Origin of the sequence: Natrinema caseinilyticum, assembly GCF_024227435.1 — an archaeon.
Taxonomy (GTDB): Archaea; Halobacteriota; Halobacteria; order Halobacteriales; family Natrialbaceae; genus Natrinema; species Natrinema caseinilyticum.
The window spans coordinates 1,679,667-1,697,006 of sequence record NZ_CP100445.1; the positions used below are offsets into that span (position 1 = coordinate 1,679,667).

The 17,340-nt window shown below is 62.5% G+C and carries 18 protein-coding genes and 1 tRNA gene; 9 read left to right on the plus strand and 10 right to left on the minus strand.

From position 1 onward, the window contains the following. Window positions 1-11 precede the first annotated feature (11 nt). Window positions 12-1,670 (plus strand): NADH-quinone oxidoreductase subunit D, encoded by a 1,659-nt coding sequence (locus NJT13_RS08215; protein WP_254525072.1) that lies wholly within the window; start codon window positions 12-14, stop codon window positions 1,668-1,670. A 178-nt stretch (window positions 1,671-1,848) separates the two neighbouring features. Here the strand turns inward: NJT13_RS08215 and NJT13_RS08220 are convergent, their stop codons facing one another. The 4 genes from NJT13_RS08220 to NJT13_RS08235 all read right to left on the minus strand — a co-directional run bounded on the left by NJT13_RS08220 (window position 1,849) and on the right by NJT13_RS08235 (window position 4,570). After that, window positions 1,849-2,139, minus strand: coding sequence for a DUF5808 domain-containing protein (locus NJT13_RS08220; protein ID WP_254525073.1), 291 nt, complete (start codon window positions 2,137-2,139; stop codon window positions 1,849-1,851). A gap of 145 nt (window positions 2,140-2,284) precedes the next feature. Then, window positions 2,285-3,982, minus strand: coding sequence for a bifunctional N(6)-L-threonylcarbamoyladenine synthase/serine/threonine protein kinase (locus tag NJT13_RS08225; protein ID WP_254525074.1), 1,698 nt, complete (start codon window positions 3,980-3,982; stop codon window positions 2,285-2,287). Window positions 3,983-4,102: 120 nt separating this feature from the next. Then, window positions 4,103-4,237, minus strand: coding sequence for a 30S ribosomal protein S27ae (locus NJT13_RS08230; protein ID WP_254525075.1), 135 nt, complete (start codon window positions 4,235-4,237; stop codon window positions 4,103-4,105). Beyond that, window positions 4,238-4,570, minus strand: coding sequence for a 30S ribosomal protein S24e (locus NJT13_RS08235; RefSeq protein ID WP_254525076.1), 333 nt, complete (start codon window positions 4,568-4,570; stop codon window positions 4,238-4,240). A 681-nt stretch (window positions 4,571-5,251) separates the two neighbouring features. On the opposite strand from NJT13_RS08235, the gene NJT13_RS08240 reads away from it, so the two are divergent. Further along, window positions 5,252-5,740: a hypothetical protein gene (locus NJT13_RS08240; protein ID WP_254525077.1), complete on the plus strand. Its 489-nt coding sequence runs from the start codon at window positions 5,252-5,254 to the stop codon at window positions 5,738-5,740. Window positions 5,741-5,945: 205 nt separating this feature from the next. Here NJT13_RS08240 and NJT13_RS08245 read toward each other — a convergent pair whose 3' ends face one another. Both NJT13_RS08245 and NJT13_RS08250 read right to left on the minus strand, forming a co-directional pair. Beyond that, a complete protein-coding gene (locus NJT13_RS08245) occupies window positions 5,946-6,830 on the minus strand; it encodes a CAP domain-containing protein (protein WP_254525078.1) in 885 nt (294 codons plus the stop codon). Between the two features lie 296 nt (window positions 6,831-7,126). Further along, window positions 7,127-8,191, minus strand: a complete 1,065-nt coding sequence (locus tag NJT13_RS08250) for a WD40/YVTN/BNR-like repeat-containing protein (RefSeq protein ID WP_254525079.1) — start codon at window positions 8,189-8,191, stop codon at window positions 7,127-7,129. A 389-nt stretch (window positions 8,192-8,580) separates the two neighbouring features. Here NJT13_RS08250 and NJT13_RS08255 point away from each other — a divergent pair, with 389 nt between their 5' ends. The 5 genes from NJT13_RS08255 (at window position 8,581) to NJT13_RS08275 (ending at window position 11,909) form a co-directional block, all read left to right on the plus strand. After that, window positions 8,581-9,060: an Lrp/AsnC family transcriptional regulator gene (locus NJT13_RS08255; protein WP_254525080.1), complete on the plus strand. Its 480-nt coding sequence runs from the start codon at window positions 8,581-8,583 to the stop codon at window positions 9,058-9,060. Next, window positions 9,053-9,364, plus strand: a complete 312-nt coding sequence (locus tag NJT13_RS08260; RefSeq protein WP_254525081.1) for a HalOD1 output domain-containing protein — start codon at window positions 9,053-9,055, stop codon at window positions 9,362-9,364. Before NJT13_RS08255 ends, NJT13_RS08260 begins: the two co-directional genes overlap by 8 nt. A gap of 420 nt (window positions 9,365-9,784) precedes the next feature. Then, a complete protein-coding gene (locus NJT13_RS08265; RefSeq protein ID WP_254525082.1) occupies window positions 9,785-10,150 on the plus strand; it encodes a type IV pilin domain-containing protein in 366 nt (121 codons plus the stop codon). Between the two features lie 448 nt (window positions 10,151-10,598). Further along, complete coding sequence (locus tag NJT13_RS08270; protein ID WP_254525083.1) at window positions 10,599-10,934, plus strand: bacteriophage holin; 336 nt, start codon at window positions 10,599-10,601, stop codon at window positions 10,932-10,934. A gap of 192 nt (window positions 10,935-11,126) precedes the next feature. Continuing rightward, complete coding sequence (locus NJT13_RS08275; RefSeq protein WP_254525084.1) at window positions 11,127-11,909, plus strand: class I SAM-dependent methyltransferase; 783 nt, start codon at window positions 11,127-11,129, stop codon at window positions 11,907-11,909. A 175-nt stretch (window positions 11,910-12,084) separates the two neighbouring features. Here NJT13_RS08275 and NJT13_RS23180 read toward each other — a convergent pair whose 3' ends face one another. Next, window positions 12,085-12,213, minus strand: coding sequence for a hypothetical protein (locus NJT13_RS23180; protein ID WP_256549424.1), 129 nt, complete (start codon window positions 12,211-12,213; stop codon window positions 12,085-12,087). Window positions 12,214-12,525: 312 nt separating this feature from the next. On the opposite strand from NJT13_RS23180, the gene NJT13_RS08280 reads away from it, so the two are divergent. Continuing rightward, window positions 12,526-12,711, plus strand: a complete 186-nt coding sequence (locus NJT13_RS08280; RefSeq protein ID WP_254525085.1) for a hypothetical protein — start codon at window positions 12,526-12,528, stop codon at window positions 12,709-12,711. Between the two features lie 279 nt (window positions 12,712-12,990). Here NJT13_RS08280 and NJT13_RS08285 read toward each other — a convergent pair whose 3' ends face one another. Continuing rightward, window positions 12,991-14,703, minus strand: a complete 1,713-nt coding sequence (locus NJT13_RS08285) for an asparagine synthase-related protein (RefSeq protein WP_254525086.1) — start codon at window positions 14,701-14,703, stop codon at window positions 12,991-12,993. A 373-nt stretch (window positions 14,704-15,076) separates the two neighbouring features. On the opposite strand from NJT13_RS08285, the gene NJT13_RS08290 reads away from it, so the two are divergent. Next, entirely contained in the window at window positions 15,077-15,592 is a 516-nt protein-coding gene (locus NJT13_RS08290) for a hypothetical protein (protein WP_254525087.1), read from the plus strand. A gap of 695 nt (window positions 15,593-16,287) precedes the next feature. Here the strand turns inward: NJT13_RS08290 and NJT13_RS08295 are convergent. Further along, window positions 16,288-16,359: transfer RNA gene (locus NJT13_RS08295), tRNA-Ala, on the minus strand. Between the two features lie 129 nt (window positions 16,360-16,488). Further along, window positions 16,489-17,169 (minus strand): rhomboid family intramembrane serine protease, encoded by a 681-nt coding sequence (locus NJT13_RS08300; protein ID WP_254525088.1) that lies wholly within the window; start codon window positions 17,167-17,169, stop codon window positions 16,489-16,491. Between the last annotated feature and the right edge of the window lie 171 nt (window positions 17,170-17,340).

Here is a 17,340-nt window from a genome sequence, read left to right on the forward strand (position 1 = left end):
AACGGTCGCGTATGTCGTCACGTTCGACGCACGAGTCCGGGACGGCGGAATCGGACCCGCGTCCCGACCTCGAGAGACTCCTCGGCGACGCCGTCAGGGCTCGCGACGACCACCTGAACGCCCCGGGCGTCGTGGTTCGGCCGGACGAGGTACAGTCCGTCCTCGCGACGCTCCGGGACGATTCGGGGTTCGATCACTGTTCCTGCGTCACCGCCCAGCAGTACCCGGATCGATTCGAGACCATCTATCACCTGAAGTCCTACGACGATCCGACTCGCGAGGTGAGCGTCGTCGTCCCGACGTCGGTCGACGACCCGGTCAGCGAATCCGCCGAACCCGTCTTTCGAACCGCGGAGTGGCACGAGCGCGAGGCCTTCGACCTCGTCGGGATCGAGTACGACGGCCACCCCGACCTCCGGCGGATCCTCCTTCCCGAAACCTGGCAGGGCCACCCCCTCTCGCCGTCGTACGACCGGGAACAGACCCAGATCGTGACCCTCTCCGAACACGCGAATCCGATCGCGGACGACGAACACGACGACGTCACCGACACGATGTTTCTCAACATCGGCCCGCATCACCCGTCGACCCACGGCGTCATGCACGTCGAAGCCGTCCTGGACGGCGAGACGGTCGTCGACGTCGATCCCGACGTCGGCTACATCCACCGTTGCGAGGAACAGATGTGTCAACAGGGGACCTACCGCCACCAGATCATGCCCTATCCCGACCGCTGGGACTGGATGGCGGGACTGTGCAACGAGTGGGCCTACGCGCGCGCCGCCGAGGACCTGGCCGACCTCGACGTCCCCGACTACGCCCGGGTCATCAGAACGATGGGTGCCGAACTCTCGCGACTGGCCTCCCACTTCATCTCGCTCGGAACGTACGCACTCGACGTCTTCGGCGAGTTCACCGCCACCTTCCAGTACGCGATCCGCGACCGCGAACTCGTCCTCGACCTGCTCGAGGATCTGACCGGCCAGCGGATGATGTACAATTACTTCCGGCTCGGCGGGGTCGCCTGGGACCTGCCCGAACCCCGCGAGGAGTTCGTCGAGCAGTGTCGCGACTTCCTCGACGGCCTCCCGGCAAAGATCGACGAGTACCACGACCTGCTGGTCACGAACGAGATCTTTCAGCGTCGGTGTATGGACACCGGCATCCTGGAACCGGCGGTCGCCAAACAGTACGGCTGTACCGGTCCGGTCGCGCGGGGCTCCGGCATCGACTACGATCTTCGGCGCGACGATCCCTACGGCTACTACGAGAACATAGAGTGGGACGTCGTCACGGAAGACGGCTGTGACAACTTCGCTCGCGTACTCGTTCGGCTGCGGGAAGTCGAAGAATCCGCGAAGATCGTCGAACAGTGTCTCGACCTGCTCGCGGAGTGGCCCGAGGACGAGCGAACGGTCCAGAGCAACGTTCCCCGGACGCTCAAACCCGATCCCGGCACCGAAACGTACCGCGCCGTCGAAGGGGCAAAGGGAGAACTCGGGATCTACGTTCGCTCAGACGGTACCGACACGCCGGCGCGATTCAAGATTCGCAGTCCGTGTTTCTCGAATCTCTCCGTGTTACCGACGGTTACGGACGGCGAATACGTCGCCGACCTGGTCGCCGCCATCGGGAGCCTCGACTGTATCATGGGCGAAGTCGACCGGTGATCGGAAACCGCGACTGTCTCGGTGGCGAAATCGGCCCGCAAACGACGCGTCGCAGGTCGACTCGAGAAATCCGTCGGAAAACACCCTCCAGCCGACCGATTCGGTTCGTCGGGAATCGGGTCACGTCTCGCTGTCACCGGTTCCGATCGTCGTACGGCGGTCGACGCTGGACCGTCGGTCAGTCGTCGGTTTCGCTGTCGTCGACGATGACCTCGACCGGTTCGTCAGCGCGGTCTTCGCCCCCTTCCGTCGACCCTTTCTCCTGTTGCCACAGGAGCCCACCCGCGACCAGGACGACGACCCAGGAGCGCCAGTTGGCGAGATTCAGGGTATAGCCGACCCCGAACGGTTTCTCGACGAGCATTCCCTCACCGGGCTGCCAGTACGACGAGAGCATACGGCCGATGCTCGGTCGTTCGAAATTGTACGGTACCCCGAGAATTTCACCGGAAGTCGGCTTCTCTGCCATGGCCGGTGATACGTCCTCCCCTGATAAGAGTATTGTGTGCCGTAACGATCGGTGCAATCGATCGACCGCAAACGCGCGAGAACGGCCGGCAGTGGCCCGCGAGACTCGGCGGTGATTCACGTGGGCCACGAGGGCCGTCGGCGGCTCACGATCGGTATCGGCCGCGTTCCTCGACGGCCCGCAATCGCTCGAGCACCCGTTCGTCGCCGATCTCGCGGTACCCCGAACGGACAGCCTCGCGGAGCGGTTCGGGGTCGTCGGCGGTGCCGACGAGACTCTGGTCGAAGACGTGCAAATCCATCGCGTAGTCCTCGACGTGGTCGGTGTGGTAGCCGAGCCCGAAATCGATGAGATACGTCCGCTCACCGTCCCCGGCCGCCTCGTCCCCCTCGCCGTCACGACCCGCACGCTCGGCGCGGGCGTCGTCGCCGTTCGGGCGACCGACGCGGACGTTCCGCGTCGTGGGATCCCCGTGGACGAACCCCGCCGCGTGGAGGCGCGCGAGGTGCCGGCCGACCTCGCGAACCCGCTCGACGGAGAGCCCGTCCCGCAGGTCGCGGTCACCGACGTACTCGAGTTCGAGGCGCGCCTCGCGAGGATCGACGTCGGACAGGACCGGCGTCGGGACCCCTTCGCGGCGGGCCAGACTGGTGAGACGGGCCTCGAGCGTCGTCCGCTCGCTTCGGAGGCGGTCGTCGAGTCGAGGGGTGCGATAGCGCTTCGGCTCGCGGCGCTTGGTCACGCGGCCCGCTTCGGGCTCGATATCGACGAGCGCCTCGGCGCCGCGAACGTGCGCCTCGGCGACGCCACGCCCGACCGCGAGTTCGGGCTCGTCCGTCCGCCATGTCACCGGAACCTGGTCCGGGCGGAAATCGGGGTCGACTCGCGATTCCTCGAGCGCGAGCGTATCGTTCGCGTCGTACATCTTCGCGCCGAGGACGGCGATCATGCCCGCGTTGTCCCGCAGAAATGTGGGATCGGGCGCGTGGAACCGTGCCCCCCGTTGGTCGCACATCGCCGACAGCATCTCCCGGAGGCGTGCGTTCTGCCCGACGCCGCCGCCGAGGACGAGTTCGTCGCTCCCGGTCAGCGACAGGGCTCGCTCGGAGACCTCGGTCAGCATCCCGAAGATGTTCTCCTGGAGCGAGTAGCAGATGTCCGCGATCGGCACGCCGTCGTCGGACGCCTGCTTGGCGGCGCTCATGATCCCCGAAAACGAGAAGTCCATCCCCTTGACGACGTACGGGAGATCCACGTACTCGCCGTCTTTCGCGGCCGCCTCGACCTTCGGGCCGCCGGGGTGGGACCAGCCGACGTGACGCGTGAACTTGTCGATCGCGTTCCCGACGCCGGTGTCCATCGTCTCTCCGAGGACGCGGTAGCGCCCGTTACGGTAGGCCAGCAAGTGTGCGTTCGCGCCGCTCGCGTTGAGACAGACCGGTGCCTCGAACCCGGACGTGTGGCGGCCGATCTCGAGGTGGGCGACCATGTGATTGACGCCGACGAGTGGCACCTCGAGGACCTGGCTCAGCGCCCGGGCGGCGGTACCGACGACGCGCAGACAGGGGCCGAGACCGGGGCCGCGCGAAAACGCGATCGCGTCGACCGGAGACTCCGTCGCCGGGCCGTCGTGGGTCTCGCGGGCGTACTCGAGGGCCCGTCCGACGACCGTCGGGATGGCATCGTGCATGTGTTCGGCAGCCTCACGGGGGTGAATTCCCCCGGTTTCGGGCTGGTAGGCGTCGCTCTCGATGAAGACGTCGTCACACGCGGCGTCGAACAGGGCTGCACTGGCGGCCCAGGCGGTCCCTTCGATCCCCAGGATACGAACGTCAGTCGTCACGGGTGAGAACGAGTTCGGTTACGCTGGGAAACGACCGGTGGTTCCATAAATCGGGGGTCGCGGATCGATTCTCCTCGCGTGCGGGTCGACCGTGCCTCGCTCGCGCTCGGCACAGCACCGTTATTCCCACTCGGTGTAATTGCACTTCCCGCAGTGCTTGCGGTCGCCGTGGTCCGCGAGGAAGACGTCGCCACAGCGGGGGCAGAGTTCGCCTTCGGTGCTGCCGTCGTCGGCGTAGAGGTCGTAGCGCGCCATTTATGCTTCCTCCGCCTCCGCCTCGGCGTCCGCCTCCGACTCGTCCGCGTCTTCGGCACCGATCTTGTTTCGCTCGAGCATGTGGTCCTGTTCGACCTCGCGGGCGAAGTCGGCGGTGTCGTAGACCTTCGCCTGGCCGACGGTCTTTCGCATTCCGAACTTGGTGTCGAGTTTGCGGATGACGACCTCGTCGGCGTCCTTGTTGAGTTTCGCGGCGAGGCTGTCGCGAACCTGCAGACGGGAGGGCGTGGCGTCCTCGTGGACGAGTTCGAAGGTTACGTCGGTTCGATGCAACATGGGGTTCTCCTCCTCGGAGATGATGTCGACGTCCATGATATCACTCAGTTACCCTACTATCCCCGTGTAGCGCCTAAAAGGATTTCGAAGCGACCACCCGCTCACAGCCGCCGCTCGTGGCTCGATCGGATGCGAATTCAGGCGCTTTCGGCGAGTACGGACCCGCGATGGCTGCGAGCGACCGACCATTTTACTTTTCTATGTGACGTGTGATATAAACCCCGCCATCCGTAACGGAACGGTATCGAATGCCCTCCAGACGACAGCTACTCGCGGCCGCCAGCCTCGCAAGCGCCGGGCTGATCGGTGGTCACGCCGCGACCGCCGACCGACCGGACTCGTCGGCGCTCGACTGGCCGATGGTACGCTACGACGCAACCGGAACCGGCTACAATCCCGAGGCATCGGGACCGAAGGAGGACCCGCAGATCGCGTGGGCGGGCGACCTCGAGAGCACCGGCGGGTTCGCTCCCCCATCACCGGTGGTAGTCGACGACACCGTGTACGCCGGAAACGAACGACTCATCGCATTCGACGCAGAAACCGGAGAGAGACGATTCTCGTACGGAAACGACGTAAGCAGGTTCCCGTTCGACCCCCGCGTGTGCGTCCGCGCCGATCTACCGCACGAAGACGCTGGCGATCAGCGCGCCCGACGGGATCGTCGACCTGAAACTGCCGTACCTCGCGTGGGGTATCGCTCTCGAGGCCGTCGCGTTGCTGGTCATCACGGTCGCCGGGACGGTCACGATCGCTCGAGCCCTCGACGACGGCATCGGAACGGGCGCCGATCGATCGCACACCGGAGGGCGATCGAGCCGGCCGGTGGTCGCGTATCTCGGACTCGTCGTGCTGTTCGACGCGGGGGGTCGGCTGTTCGGCTCGCTCGGTGATATCGGGCTGTTCTTCGGGATCCCGTTGCTCGTCGCGGTCCTCTACGCGCTGGTGCGATTCTTCGTCGCCCCCGCTTTCGCGGTCACCGGTTCGGGGCCAATCGCAGCGTTGCGCCACAGCGCTCGTCTCACCCGCGGTTCGGGCCGGTCGATCTTCGTGCTCGTCCTCTCGCTCGGACTCGCCGCGTGGCTTCTCTCGATCGTCCCGTACGCGGGACCCGTCGTAAGCAGTGCGCTCGTCGCACCGACTCACGCCGTCGCGACCGCCGTCGCTCGAGAACGCGTCGACGGGGTAGCGCACCGACGCGACTGAGAGATGTCAAAGGAGATCGACCACGAGGCGCCGTTCCGGCCCCACTCCGCCTCAGCCGACGCTCGAGTCGGCGCGTTTTCGATACGCGTCCGAATCGGCACTGCTCGCGCTGCGATGTCGTCTCCGCCAAAATATCGGACTGCAACCCCCACACTGCGAACCGTTGCGGGACGGATCGTTCCACAACCTCACCAACTGGTGTCGGTTAGCACCCGAGGTCGAAGTTCTGCGTCGCGTAGAGCCGACCGGACTCGTCGACGACGACACCGAGACCTTCGCTGTCCCATCGCTCGTCGAGAATGTTTCGACGGTGTCCGCTGCTTCCCATCCAGCTCTCGACGCACGCTTTCGCCGCCGTCACCGGGTCGTCGGCGGCGGGCTGATAGAGGATGTTTTCGGCCATGGACCGGCAGACGAGTCCTTCTTCTTCGAATCTGTCACGGACGGTTTCGCCGTCGGGCGTCACGTGGCTGAAGAAGTCGTTCTCGGCCATATCCCTGCTATGGCCGCGCGCAACCGTGGCGACTCGCTCGTCGAACGCGAGCTGATTCAGACCTTCCTCGGCTCGGACCGCGTTCACCTCGTCGTGGATCGCGGCCTCGACCTTCCCACGATACGTCGAGTCGTTCGAGACGGGCGTGTCCGTTTCGGTGACGTCGGAGACGGTGAGCGAAATCGAATCCTTGTCGTACTCACCGTTCGCGTCACGAACGGCGAGCACGGCAGTGTACTCTCCCGGCTCCGCGTACGTGTGAGCGACGCGGTCGTCCGACGTCGACATCGGATCGGTCCCGTCGCCGAACTCCCACGCATACACCTCGATGTCGCCCGTGGTACCGGTCGCGTCGAACGTGACTTCGGTGCCGGCTTCGACGGTCGTTTCGCTCGCGCCGATCTCCGCGACGGGTCCCCGCGATCGGGGCTCCGTCGCACGGTCGTCGGGGGCGGTTGGTGCGTCGCGATCGGTTCGTGGACAGAAGCGACCCGGGCTGTCGAGCGGTTGTCCTTCTGCTGAGACACCAGCCGCGAGCGCAGCGTATCCGGTGACTCCTGTTGTAGTATAGAGTATTCCGCGTCGGGTTCGTTTCATTCGTCGTTGGTGGTGGTTGTCGCAGTTGTCATACGGTTCGCGGAGCAACGAGCGGTTGCTCCGTGATCGACATCGGCGGAGGGATTTAACCTTATTTTTCGTTTAATCGAGGGTGAAACCGTTTGGACGGGCGCAAGTATCGCGGGAACGAATCGGTCGTCCCACGCCGCCGCTGCGTCGAAGCCGATCCGGTTCGCCGGTTTGCCCCCCACCGACCGAGACTGTGGCCGAGACCGGCGAGATCCGGGGAATCGGCGAGCGTGGCGCCGACATCCGGAACTCACGGCCGACCGGGCTCACACGACCGTCAGCCCGCGCGGCGTCTGACCCTCGAGTTCACGTCCCCAGTCGATACCCAGGCGACTCCACGAGTCGCCGAAATCACGGGTGCGGAACACCCCGCGGTTGTTGACGGCGTAGACGACGTCCGGCTCACCGGTGGTCGCGAATACGGTACGGACGACACCCTCTCCGGTCGGGAGACCACGGTCTTCGAGCCGTTCCCACGAATCGCCGCGTTTCCGATACACGGCCGAGTCTGCCCTGCTCGCGGTATGAGCCGTCCGCGGACCGCGCGCGCTCGAGAGCAAGACGCGGGCCGGATCTCTGGGGTCGGGAGCGACCGACCAGCAGTACCGGTGCTCGAGGCCGTCCTGCGGCCGTCGCCACGACCGACCGCCGTCGTCGCTCTCGGCGTAGCCGTCGCCGGCCGCGGCGTAGACTCGACCCGCCTTCCTCGGGTGAATCGCGAGGGAGTGATTGTCCCGACGGGAACCCGGGGGCCGCTCGCGCCAGGTCTCGCCACCGTCGGGCGTGTAGACGAACGCACCGGCTTCGATCCCGACGTAGAGTCGCTCCGGATCGAACGGATCGACCGCCAGCCAGCGAACGTGATGCGTGTACGGCCGCGGCGGGAAGAACCACTCGTCGGCCGACGGGAGGTCGGTCAGTCCCTCGAGCCGAGACCAGGAATCGCCGGCGTCGCTCGATCTGTAGATCCGACTGGGTTCGGTCCCGGCGTAAACGACCCGCGAGTCGTGCGGGCTGATGGCCACCGACATCACGGCATCGTCCTCGCGCCCGGAATCGCCCGCGGTTTCCCCGGCCATCGGAGCGGAAGGGGAGTCCATCGGGTCGAACGCCGGATCGAGACGCTCGAACGTCTCGCCGCCGTCGCTACTTCGAAGGAGGCCGTTCTCGACGGTCCCGACGAAGACTCGGTTCGGTGCGTCGGGGCGAGCGGCGACACACTCGAGGGCGCCTCCCTCGAGTGTGGTTCTGGTCGTCCACTCCTCGGGTTCGGTTCCGTCGTCGGTACAGACGAGAAGTCGGTCACGAAGCGCAACGATTACGGCAGTCATGTCGTCTGCAACGCGGCCGACCGGGATACGTGTCGTGGCGTGCCGTCACATCGACCGGAAGAGTGGGATCGCCTGGTCGAAACGGTAACGGTCCCCCCGACGTATCCGCAGCCGTATTCGAACGGGCCCGCCGGGTGTTCGGTCGCGGTCTCGGTGTCACGGCCGGATCGCCTGTGGGGCGGGTGCGAATCCGGTGCTGTCCTCGCGTCCGAGGAGCGGCCGACGAGCGACACCCGGTCTCCGTCCCAGCCGGGCCGAGACGAATTGCTTATTCCACAACCGCGAGATCGGAAACTGTCCGTTCCGTGTGCCATATTTCGATATCATCATTTATTCGGATTTGAGGTACGAAAAAGACAAGGAGAGGGCAGTCATTTGCGAAATGGAGAATGGATTTAGACGAGACGAACAAAGCCGTCCTGTATCTCCTCCAGCGAGATGCGCGGCGACTTACTACCAGAGAGATGGCCGACAGAATTGGGGTGTCGGCCAGTACGGTGCGAAACCGAATCGAACAACTCGAAGCGGAGGGAATCATCTCCGGATATCACCCGGTCGTCGATTACGACAAGGCCGGACTACAACTACACGTCCTCTTTATCTGTACGGCACCGAATCCGCGACGCGAGCAGCTGGCGGTGGCGGCACGCGACGTCAGTGGCGTCGTTACGATCCAGGAGGTCCTCAACGGGAAAGAGAACGTTCAGGTCGAGGCCGTCGGAACGGAGACGGACGACATCGCCCGAATCAGCGACGAACTCTGCGATCTCGGGCTCGAGATCGTCAACTCGAAGATACTCAAAAGTTCACACAAGCAGCCGTTCGACCACTTCGGAAAACACGTTCTCGACGACGAAACCGATGAGTGAGCGAGTTGGACCGATCGAATTCGACGTCGAGACGAACACCTATCGCGTTCGATACGATCCGCAGACGATTGCGCCGAGCGTAGCCGTGATCTCCGCGCTCGCGGAGATCACCGCGAGTGACACGACCGACCTTCCCCCGCTTTATCGGGCGATCGACCCGCGGGGACTCGACCGTCTCGTCGGGACCCCACGGCACGGCGCAGATGCTCGAGAGGTCCGGGTCAGCTTTCAGTATCAGCGATGGTCGATATCCGTCTCTCGTACCGGCCACATAGAGATCCGAGCGACCGACCGAACCGCCTGAAGAACCGTTTCGTCGTCGGTCCGCCCGTGCGAGCGATCGTTCGAGAGCGGCTGGCACGGGCTCGGACCGTTCTCCTCGAGTCCCGTGTCCCGGCAGGTGGAACCGGAGGTCGTCGGACCGATCGCTACGGTTTAAATGCTGAGGCGATGGAAAATGACGGACCACGGTAAGGTACCCGTCGGACAGCCGCAGACACCGATAGAACGGCCGTTGAGTGTATACTCTCTTTCGTATTATATTAAAATAAATTTGTGATTGTTTAAATTTATATCGCTTGGGTGAACTACAGCAATTAGCATCGGTAAGCGATCTCGAGGAACCGAGTGCGGGTCGTCGCACATACCCCGCACCGTTCGATCCGGACGACGGGAGTACGGACGCGGTCCTCTCCGTTCGCGGCCGATGTGGCAACACCAGACCATGGATGGAAAATCGATCCGACAGAAACCGGGAGGAACAGCCGACGAGCGCGCCGTCTCACCCGTCGTGGGTGTCATCCTGATGATCGCGATTACAGTGATTCTCGCCGCCGTGATTGCGGCGTTCGTGATAGACATGGGAAGCGACCAGAGCGCGCCTGCCCAGGCCGGAGTCACGGTCAATCAGACCGCTACTCCCCACGAAGTGACGATTACGCAGCTCGGAGCGAATACCGAGACGGTACACTGCTCGAGCGGTGGTGGGTCGGCGGGAGCTGTCGGCGAAACGTTCACCTGTGCAGACGGTGAGAATATCGTCGCCGTCACCGGCGACGGCACGGAAACAGTCGTTCGGACGGGTATTTGAGCGACCGGTCGCACACGACGCTCCACCGACCGAATTTTTCGTGGTGACGGTTCCGGTATCGGCGATGGCGACTACTCCCGGCGAGGCCACGACTGAACGAGCGACGCGACGTGAAGGAGTGGTCTCGCCGAACATCGCAAACGCTTCGCGTTTGCTCAATCCCGGCGAGGCCACGACTGATCGAATGAAACGACGAGTCACCGCGGCTGCCGCTGGCGGAGCGACCCACATCCCACGCTCGAGCAACACCTGCGCCGCCGAAGCCCAGCTATCGTGGACCGACTACAGCTGTCAAATCGACCGACGGTTCGATCACCAGGCGGGACCGTTCTCCGCTCGGAATTGTGTTCGGCAGTATCGTCACGGGTTTATTACGCTTCTCGTCCTCCGTTAGCGTGTGTCGGTCGGCGCAGTTCTGTCGTTCGAAACGGACACGCAGAGAGTATCCATGAGCGAAGAAACAGCACATCCGACGGTAGAATCGATTTCCCAACCGAGAGAAGCCACGCAACCCGCAGCGAACCGGGAACCGGCTCGACTCGACCCGGACGCGTTCGGACTGGCGTGTGGACTGTTCTGGGCCGGCGCAGTCGCACTGCTCGGTCTTACGGCTCGATTCGGCTGGGGCGAGCGATGGGAACAGCTCCTCGCCGACATGTATCGCGGGTTCAGCGAAACGCTATCCGGACTCCTCATCGGGGCCGCCTGGGCGTTCGTCGACGCGTTTACCAGCGGATACGTCTTCGCCTGGTCGTACAATCGCCTCCTCGAGACCCGGCGATGAGAATCCGCGTCCCGGTCTCGTTCTCGGAGCGTTTCCTCGGGCGGCGTTCGTGAATCCGACACGACGGCGGCAGTATCGCGACGACGGCTCCGACGCTCCCGAACGAATCCGTGGCCGTCGATCGACCGTGATCGAAACCGACGCTCTCGTAGATGGGCAATTAGAAGTACACTCGCAGAGTACGCGGCCCACATGGCCGACCCGGACGGGGAGTCGACTAACGAGTGGGAGTCGGATAAGTACGACGAGGGCCACTCCTTCGTCTTCGAGTACGGCGAAGGCGTCGTGGATCTTCTCGAGCCGGAACGGGGGGAACGGATCCTCGACCTCGGGTGTGGAACCGGCCACCTCACGGCGCGGATCTCCGATTCGGGAGCGACTGCGGTCGGTCTCGACGCCTCGGACGAGATGATTTCGAAGGCTCGCGATACCTACCCCGAGTGCGAATTCGTTTGCGCGGACGCCCGCGACTTCTCGTTCGACGAGCCGTTCGACGCGGTGTTCTCCAATGCCGCACTTCACTGGATTCCGGACCAGGACGCCGTTCTCGAGTCGGTCGCCGACGCGCTCGATCCCGGTGGCCGGTTCGTCGCCGAACTCGGCGGGGCGGGTAACGTCGCGGCGATCGTCGACGCAGTCCGTGTCGAAGCAGCGGAACGCGGCTACGACGTCGATGCCCCGTGGTACTTCCCGAGCATCGGCGACTACGCCTCGAAACTGGAATCGCACGGGCTCGAGACGCGATCCGCGACGCTCTTCGACCGACCGACCGAACTCGAGAACGGGACGAACGGACTCGCGGACTGGCTCGAGATGTTCGGCGACAGTCTCCTCGCGCCGATCCCCGACGACGAACAGCCGTCGGTGATCTCGGGGGTCGAGGACCGCCTCCGCGAGGACCTGTTTCAGAAAGGGACGTGGACCGCGGATTATCGACGACTTCGCGTCGTCGCCGCGATGTATAGTAGTCGTTGAAACGATTTACTCACCGCTCGCAGTGACGCGGCCAGCGAGTCTTCGCTGGCCGCGACTTCGCGAGCGGGGTGTGCACTGACTTTCAACGACTACTATAGCGCTTCGGAACGCGGTCGACGAGTCGGATCGGCTCCGTTGCGATCGGCCCCGCCTTCCGAACCGTCTCCCTCGAGGGTCACGACTCGCGTCGATTCGTCTCGGCGTTCTTCAGGCGGTGCTCGAGGCCGCGGGCACCCGCAGTCGCGAGTGCGCCGTCCGCGGGGATGGAAAAGCGCGGGTGTGCCCGATCAGGACTGCGTCGCACTCTTCAGAACGTTATCAGTGTCCGACTATAACCGCCTAAATTAGAGGGGGGAGGTTGGCGATGTGAACGAAATCGACCGGGTGGTGAGGCACCGGTCCTGTGTCCTCGCTTGCACTGATGACGATGTATACTCACACACGACCCACCGAAGGAATTTCGGATGGGCAGACCGATAAAACGTCCCGAGAGCCGCTGCATCGCGGTTTTATCGGATCACTCGAGCCGAAGGAGAGGTCGTCGCTCGAGGGTGTAACCGCGACGACAGGCGGGAAGACGGACCATGCCAGTGACGGCTACCGGAGGCGGTCGCAGATGACCGATAGCAGCCAGTTCACGCGTATTTGTCTCGAGGAAGTCCTTCGCGAGGTCGAGACGCTCGACACGCAACTTTCCGAGCCGATCACGTTGCGGCCGGCGATCACCACTCTCGAGACCACGGTCGAGTTGCTCGAACGAGTCGTTTCGAACTGCGCGGGAGGGCAGAAGCGGACTCGGTGACGAAGGGACGGGGTTTCTACGTGAGTCCGCCGCTCCCGCATTCGGACTCCCGAAGTACGACACGCCACGAACGCAACGCGACCGCGCGACGTACTGACTCGATATCTGGAAGACAAGCCCTCCGACGTGAGCCGTTCCACCCTCTCGAACTACCAGACGCTGCTGAACGGGTTCCGCAACTGGCTTACCGATACGAGCGGCGGTGAGCTGCCGGAGGCGTGCGCTCCGACGGAACGGCGATACTGACGAGAAAGCGCCTTCTCCCGGGAGAGGTGGCGGTCAGAATACCTGCTGGCGCCAGCTTCCGATGGACGACAGGACGGCGATCGGGTGGAGCGCGCTGTCGTCGCCGGATAGCACGTCGTCCTGTAGTTGCGTTACCGCGTTCGCATCGATGAAGTCGAGATCGGTCATGGTTTCCAGGCGGTCGTCGACCGTCCGCCGGAGAGTGGTGTGAGAGCGATACCAGTTTGCTTTCATTCCGTACCTATCGTGTGCGACTTTAACGTATGCGGCGCCGAGAAGCTGTATCGGTTGGGGCCACTTCGGCGAGAGGTTCGTTCGCTCGTATGTTACGTCGTCGAGCGAGTTCATTTGTTGGGCGAGTTTGAGTTTCAGTGGCGCGACTGCCTGCGGAATTTTTCCACCAGTCATGGGGAAGTGGTGTTGACGGAGCTTCGGCGGGAGAGCTGCGGTGTGTTCTAGAAGCGTGCGACTCGTCAGCGGCGCTCGAGTATCGACCTGAGAGCCGACGAGATCCCCTCGGTAGTGATTGCGGAAATAATTCGCGTAGAGGACATCTGAGCCGGTTTCGTAGACCGTGTTGCCAGTCGCGCCATCGACCGCCTTCGCGGTCGTCTGACGGCCGGAGTATGGCGCCGTAAGCACCTCACTTGCGTCGAAAGTAGCTAAATCGTCGTAGAGCGCGTTGACCAAGGCCGCTTTGTTCGGTTGTTTGAGTGTCTCGGTAAAGATATCATCGCCGAACACCTCTCCCTGGCCCGAGATATCCAGCATGACATCAACGTGGTCCGAGAGTTCGCCAAAGATGAAATCGACACCGTGAATGTACCGCCACGTCTTCATTCCGTCCGTAAGCAGTGCGGCTTTGTCGAGATATTCGGCCGTCCCATTCGGAGTGAACTCACCGATTTCGTGGCTGATACCTAATGTAGCCGCGATCTCCTTTGCGGGTTCGAGATTCGTTCCGTCCGCCGGATTCCCATCATACGTAATGGTTCGAATGTTTTCTGCTGCATCGCTCAGTTCCTTCACTGCGAGTCGACTGTCGAGACCTCCGGAAAGCCACGTTCCGATACGATCGTCTCGATCCGCACTCTCGGTACACGATCTAACAGCGTCCCGGTATTCTGCTCTCACTCGACTAACGTACGAGTTCGAACCGGCGTGCACCGACGAAACGTAGGAGGTATATCGGTGTGGAACAGGGTCGGACGCCTGGATGTAGCTCGCTATCGGTGCTGTATCTACGCCCTTTACGAGCGAGTGGTCGTTCCAGGCGTAGCCGAACGTCAGGAGGTCACCGACTGTCCGGGGGTCGATCTCCGGGTCGGTCAGGTGGCTAGTGAGTGCTGCAAGTGACGAACTGACGATAACGGGATCCGATGACGAATACAGTCGTTTCGAGGCGAGGCGATCGGTGCCAACGACCAGATCCTCGTCATCGAAGGCACAGAGCAGAAAGGAGCCATCGAGCTGTGGCAATACCGTCTCGGGGCTTTCGAGCAGTTCAGTTGCCAGTTCTTCTTCGGAATCGTAGGGGGACTGACGGATAACCCCGTGGCGTAGATACCGAATCGATCCCGTTTCGATTGCTCGATGAGAGGTCGGTGCTCGATCGCCGTGATGGACGTGAATGGCGCTGAATTTGTCAGACTCCAGTATAGTAGATTCGTACCACGGCTCGGAAGCAAATTCTGTGAGATGGTCGTGATTAACGTTTTCTGCTTCCCCAGCGAGTATTCCACGCATTAAATGCAGATAAGACTCTAAAGACATAAATGTTCTCTTTCGGGCCAGTTAAAATTTTAAAGTTATAAACCAACTTTATCAGTGTTCGATATTATCCTCGAGTATATAAACAATTAATAATATCATTATATGATCATTCGGCTTCTCGCCGTTGGGAATTAGATTTGGTGCCAGCCGTAGACTGTGAATCGTATTCAGGGAAGGAATACCGTTGATGGCAACATCGGTACTAATCGAGTGCTGAAATCAGTTGTAGGCGATCTGTCTGTAGCGATAGCACGAGAGTTGCACCGATGACACGCGATAGACGCCCCCAACGGGCGCGGACTGGCGTGACGGCTTCCCGTCGTGGTGTCCTGCGATCGGTGCTGGCGTGGCCGACAGCCTCCTGATCAGTTCGACGTCGGCCGAGGCCGCTCCGGCGACGACGAATCGGACGTCGATGCACGGACGACAGTCGAAACGCTCGTCGACGCCAGCGTCGGGGCCGTCGACCGACAACACGAGCACCGAGACCGGTTCGACTGGCTGCTCGAGTCGGCCGGAACCGATACAGATCGTGATCGGTGGCTATGCCGACGACCCCGACGACATGGCCGAGCGAGAAGACGTCGGGGACGACGGCGACGTCCTGGCAAACGCGTCCAAATTCGTCTCCTCGTTGCACCGCAGCGAAGACGAGGCCGTCGCGACGCTCGTTTCGGTGTACCCCGATGGAGACCTGGAAGGAACGGAGGAAGACGCGATCGCCGAATTCGAAACGGACGCCGACGTCGAACGCACCGGCGAGACCGATCTCGTCGACGACCGGGAGACGAGCGCAGACGTCACCGTCACCGTCCAGTCAGATCGGGCCGCGATCACCGGCACGTGGGACAGCGAGAACTGAGTTCCGAATTGTCGACGCGACGGTTTCGACAGCCCGGACGAGGCGCGTCACCGCAGCCCGCTTTCTTCTCGTCCAGAGCATGGTCGCCGTGTATATCCTTCGATGGGATTTATAATTCTTATGCACTCTTAAGTGAAAATACCCTCAGCTATATGGAGATCGTAAGTATACACTGTGGAAAAAATGAACAATCAAATATACAGGTAAGCCATAAAGGACGATAATAACCGGTATCACAATTATATTCGGTGTCGTATTACCATCGCCATTTACGAACACAAGAGATGCTAAAAGAAATGTTATTATCGATAGAAACCATTCGGAACGATTTATAATTGGATGTAGTGGTTATATTAATTTAATACTTCTCATTTTAGGGAATTACAATCATTGGCTCTACAATTTTCCCCGCCCGGGAATCTTAGACAATGGCTCTATTTCGGCGAAATCAATCTAATACTATTCGTACAATACAAAAATTGACTCGCCGGGATTGAGCAAACGCGAAGCGTTTGCGATGTTCGGCGAGTCCGCGACTGAACGAGCGAAGCGACGTGAAGGAGTGGACTCGTCGGGATTTGAACCCGAAGGAAGACGGTCGCTCGCTTCGCTCGCGCTGCGACTTCCAGGGCTTCAAATCCCGTCTTCGACGACGATTCGCGCCGCTCGCGAATTTGCTCGCGCCGCAAGAATCATGGACTCGCCGGGATTTGAACCCGGGGCCTCTTCCTTGCGAAGGAAGCGATCTGCCACTGATCTACGAGCCCTCGCACGTTCCTACCCCCGGTTTCTATTTGAGGCTTGTGTTTCGGGGCCGCTTCGAGACGCGCCCACAAGCCTCGCCAGGCCGACTCCGTCTCGAGTTCGGTTCCTTTTCTCGCGTCTCATCGTCCGGTTCAGCCCGAAACCCGATCGCTGGAACCGCGGGCGGAGACGGCGAGGACGCCGGCGCGGCCGGCGAACAGTCCGACGAGCAAGCCCGTGAAGTGGGCGATCAGGGCGACACCCGGCGAGGCGGTCGCGAACGTAACAGCGATTGCGAGGACGACGAACGTCAGGATCGACGCCCAGCGCGGGACGCCGACGAACGAAGCGAGGCCGGACGAGAGCCGGTTGGAGGCGATGAGATAGCCGAGGAGAGCGAAGACGGCGCCGCTGGCACCGAGAACTCCCGGGTTCGGGACGAACAGTCCGGTGACGACGATCTGGGAGACGCCCGCGATCGCCCCCGTCGCGACGAAGAAGGCGTGAAAGCGGAGCCGCGTCGTCGCTCGAGCCACGGGCCACCCGAAGACGATGAGGGCGACGCTGTTCGAGACGAGGTGGCTGACCCCATTGTGTGCGTAGACGCTCGTCACGATCGTCCACGGGTTGGTCGCCAACGGCGGTGTGAGGACGAACAGTCCGGCCATCACGCCCGCAAAATAGGTGAGACCCTGGACGACGAAGACGAGGACGAAGACGACGAGCAACTCGAGGATCGGGCTGCCCGTCCCGGGCTCCGAGCCGTCGGTTCGCCCCGAATCGGACCGCAGGTAGGTGTCCGACTGTGACCGTGACCGCGAGCGCCGCGCCATACGGATAATGAGACGCGGAGCGACAAAAGTTCCGGCACGGACTGGTCATGCCGCCGGGAAATCGAACGGTCCGCGTCCCCTGTTGCTGTCGTCCGTCACCGTGACGCTTGCTGTCGTTCGTGACCGTGACCGTGGAGTGGTCACAGCACGGTCGACGGACGCGGCCGCCGC

Coding starts and splice junctions, on each gene's coding strand:
- NJT13_RS08215 (WP_254525072.1), top strand. CDS start 12: ATGTCGTCACGTTCGACGCACGAGTCCGGGACGGCGGAATCGGACCCG.
- NJT13_RS08220 (WP_254525073.1), bottom strand. CDS start 2,139: ATGGCAGAGAAGCCGACTTCCGGTGAAATTCTCGGGGTACCGTACAAT.
- NJT13_RS08230 (WP_254525075.1), bottom strand. CDS start 4,237: ATGGCGCGCTACGACCTCTACGCCGACGACGGCAGCACCGAAGGCGAA.
- NJT13_RS08235 (WP_254525076.1), bottom strand. CDS start 4,570: ATGGACGTCGACATCATCTCCGAGGAGGAGAACCCCATGTTGCATCGA.
- NJT13_RS08245 (WP_254525078.1), bottom strand. CDS start 6,830: ATGAAACGAACCCGACGCGGAATACTCTATACTACAACAGGAGTCACC.
- NJT13_RS08250 (WP_254525079.1), bottom strand. CDS start 8,191: ATGACTGCCGTAATCGTTGCGCTTCGTGACCGACTTCTCGTCTGTACC.
- NJT13_RS08255 (WP_254525080.1), top strand. CDS start 8,581: ATGGATTTAGACGAGACGAACAAAGCCGTCCTGTATCTCCTCCAGCGA.
- NJT13_RS08260 (WP_254525081.1), top strand. CDS start 9,053: ATGAGTGAGCGAGTTGGACCGATCGAATTCGACGTCGAGACGAACACC.
- NJT13_RS08265 (WP_254525082.1), top strand. CDS start 9,785: ATGGATGGAAAATCGATCCGACAGAAACCGGGAGGAACAGCCGACGAG.
- NJT13_RS08270 (WP_254525083.1), top strand. CDS start 10,599: ATGAGCGAAGAAACAGCACATCCGACGGTAGAATCGATTTCCCAACCG.
- NJT13_RS08275 (WP_254525084.1), top strand. CDS start 11,127: ATGGCCGACCCGGACGGGGAGTCGACTAACGAGTGGGAGTCGGATAAG.
- NJT13_RS08280 (WP_254525085.1), top strand. CDS start 12,526: ATGACCGATAGCAGCCAGTTCACGCGTATTTGTCTCGAGGAAGTCCTT.
- NJT13_RS08285 (WP_254525086.1), bottom strand. CDS start 14,703: ATGCGTGGAATACTCGCTGGGGAAGCAGAAAACGTTAATCACGACCAT.
- NJT13_RS08300 (WP_254525088.1), bottom strand. CDS start 17,169: ATGGCGCGGCGCTCGCGGTCACGGTCACAGTCGGACACCTACCTGCGG.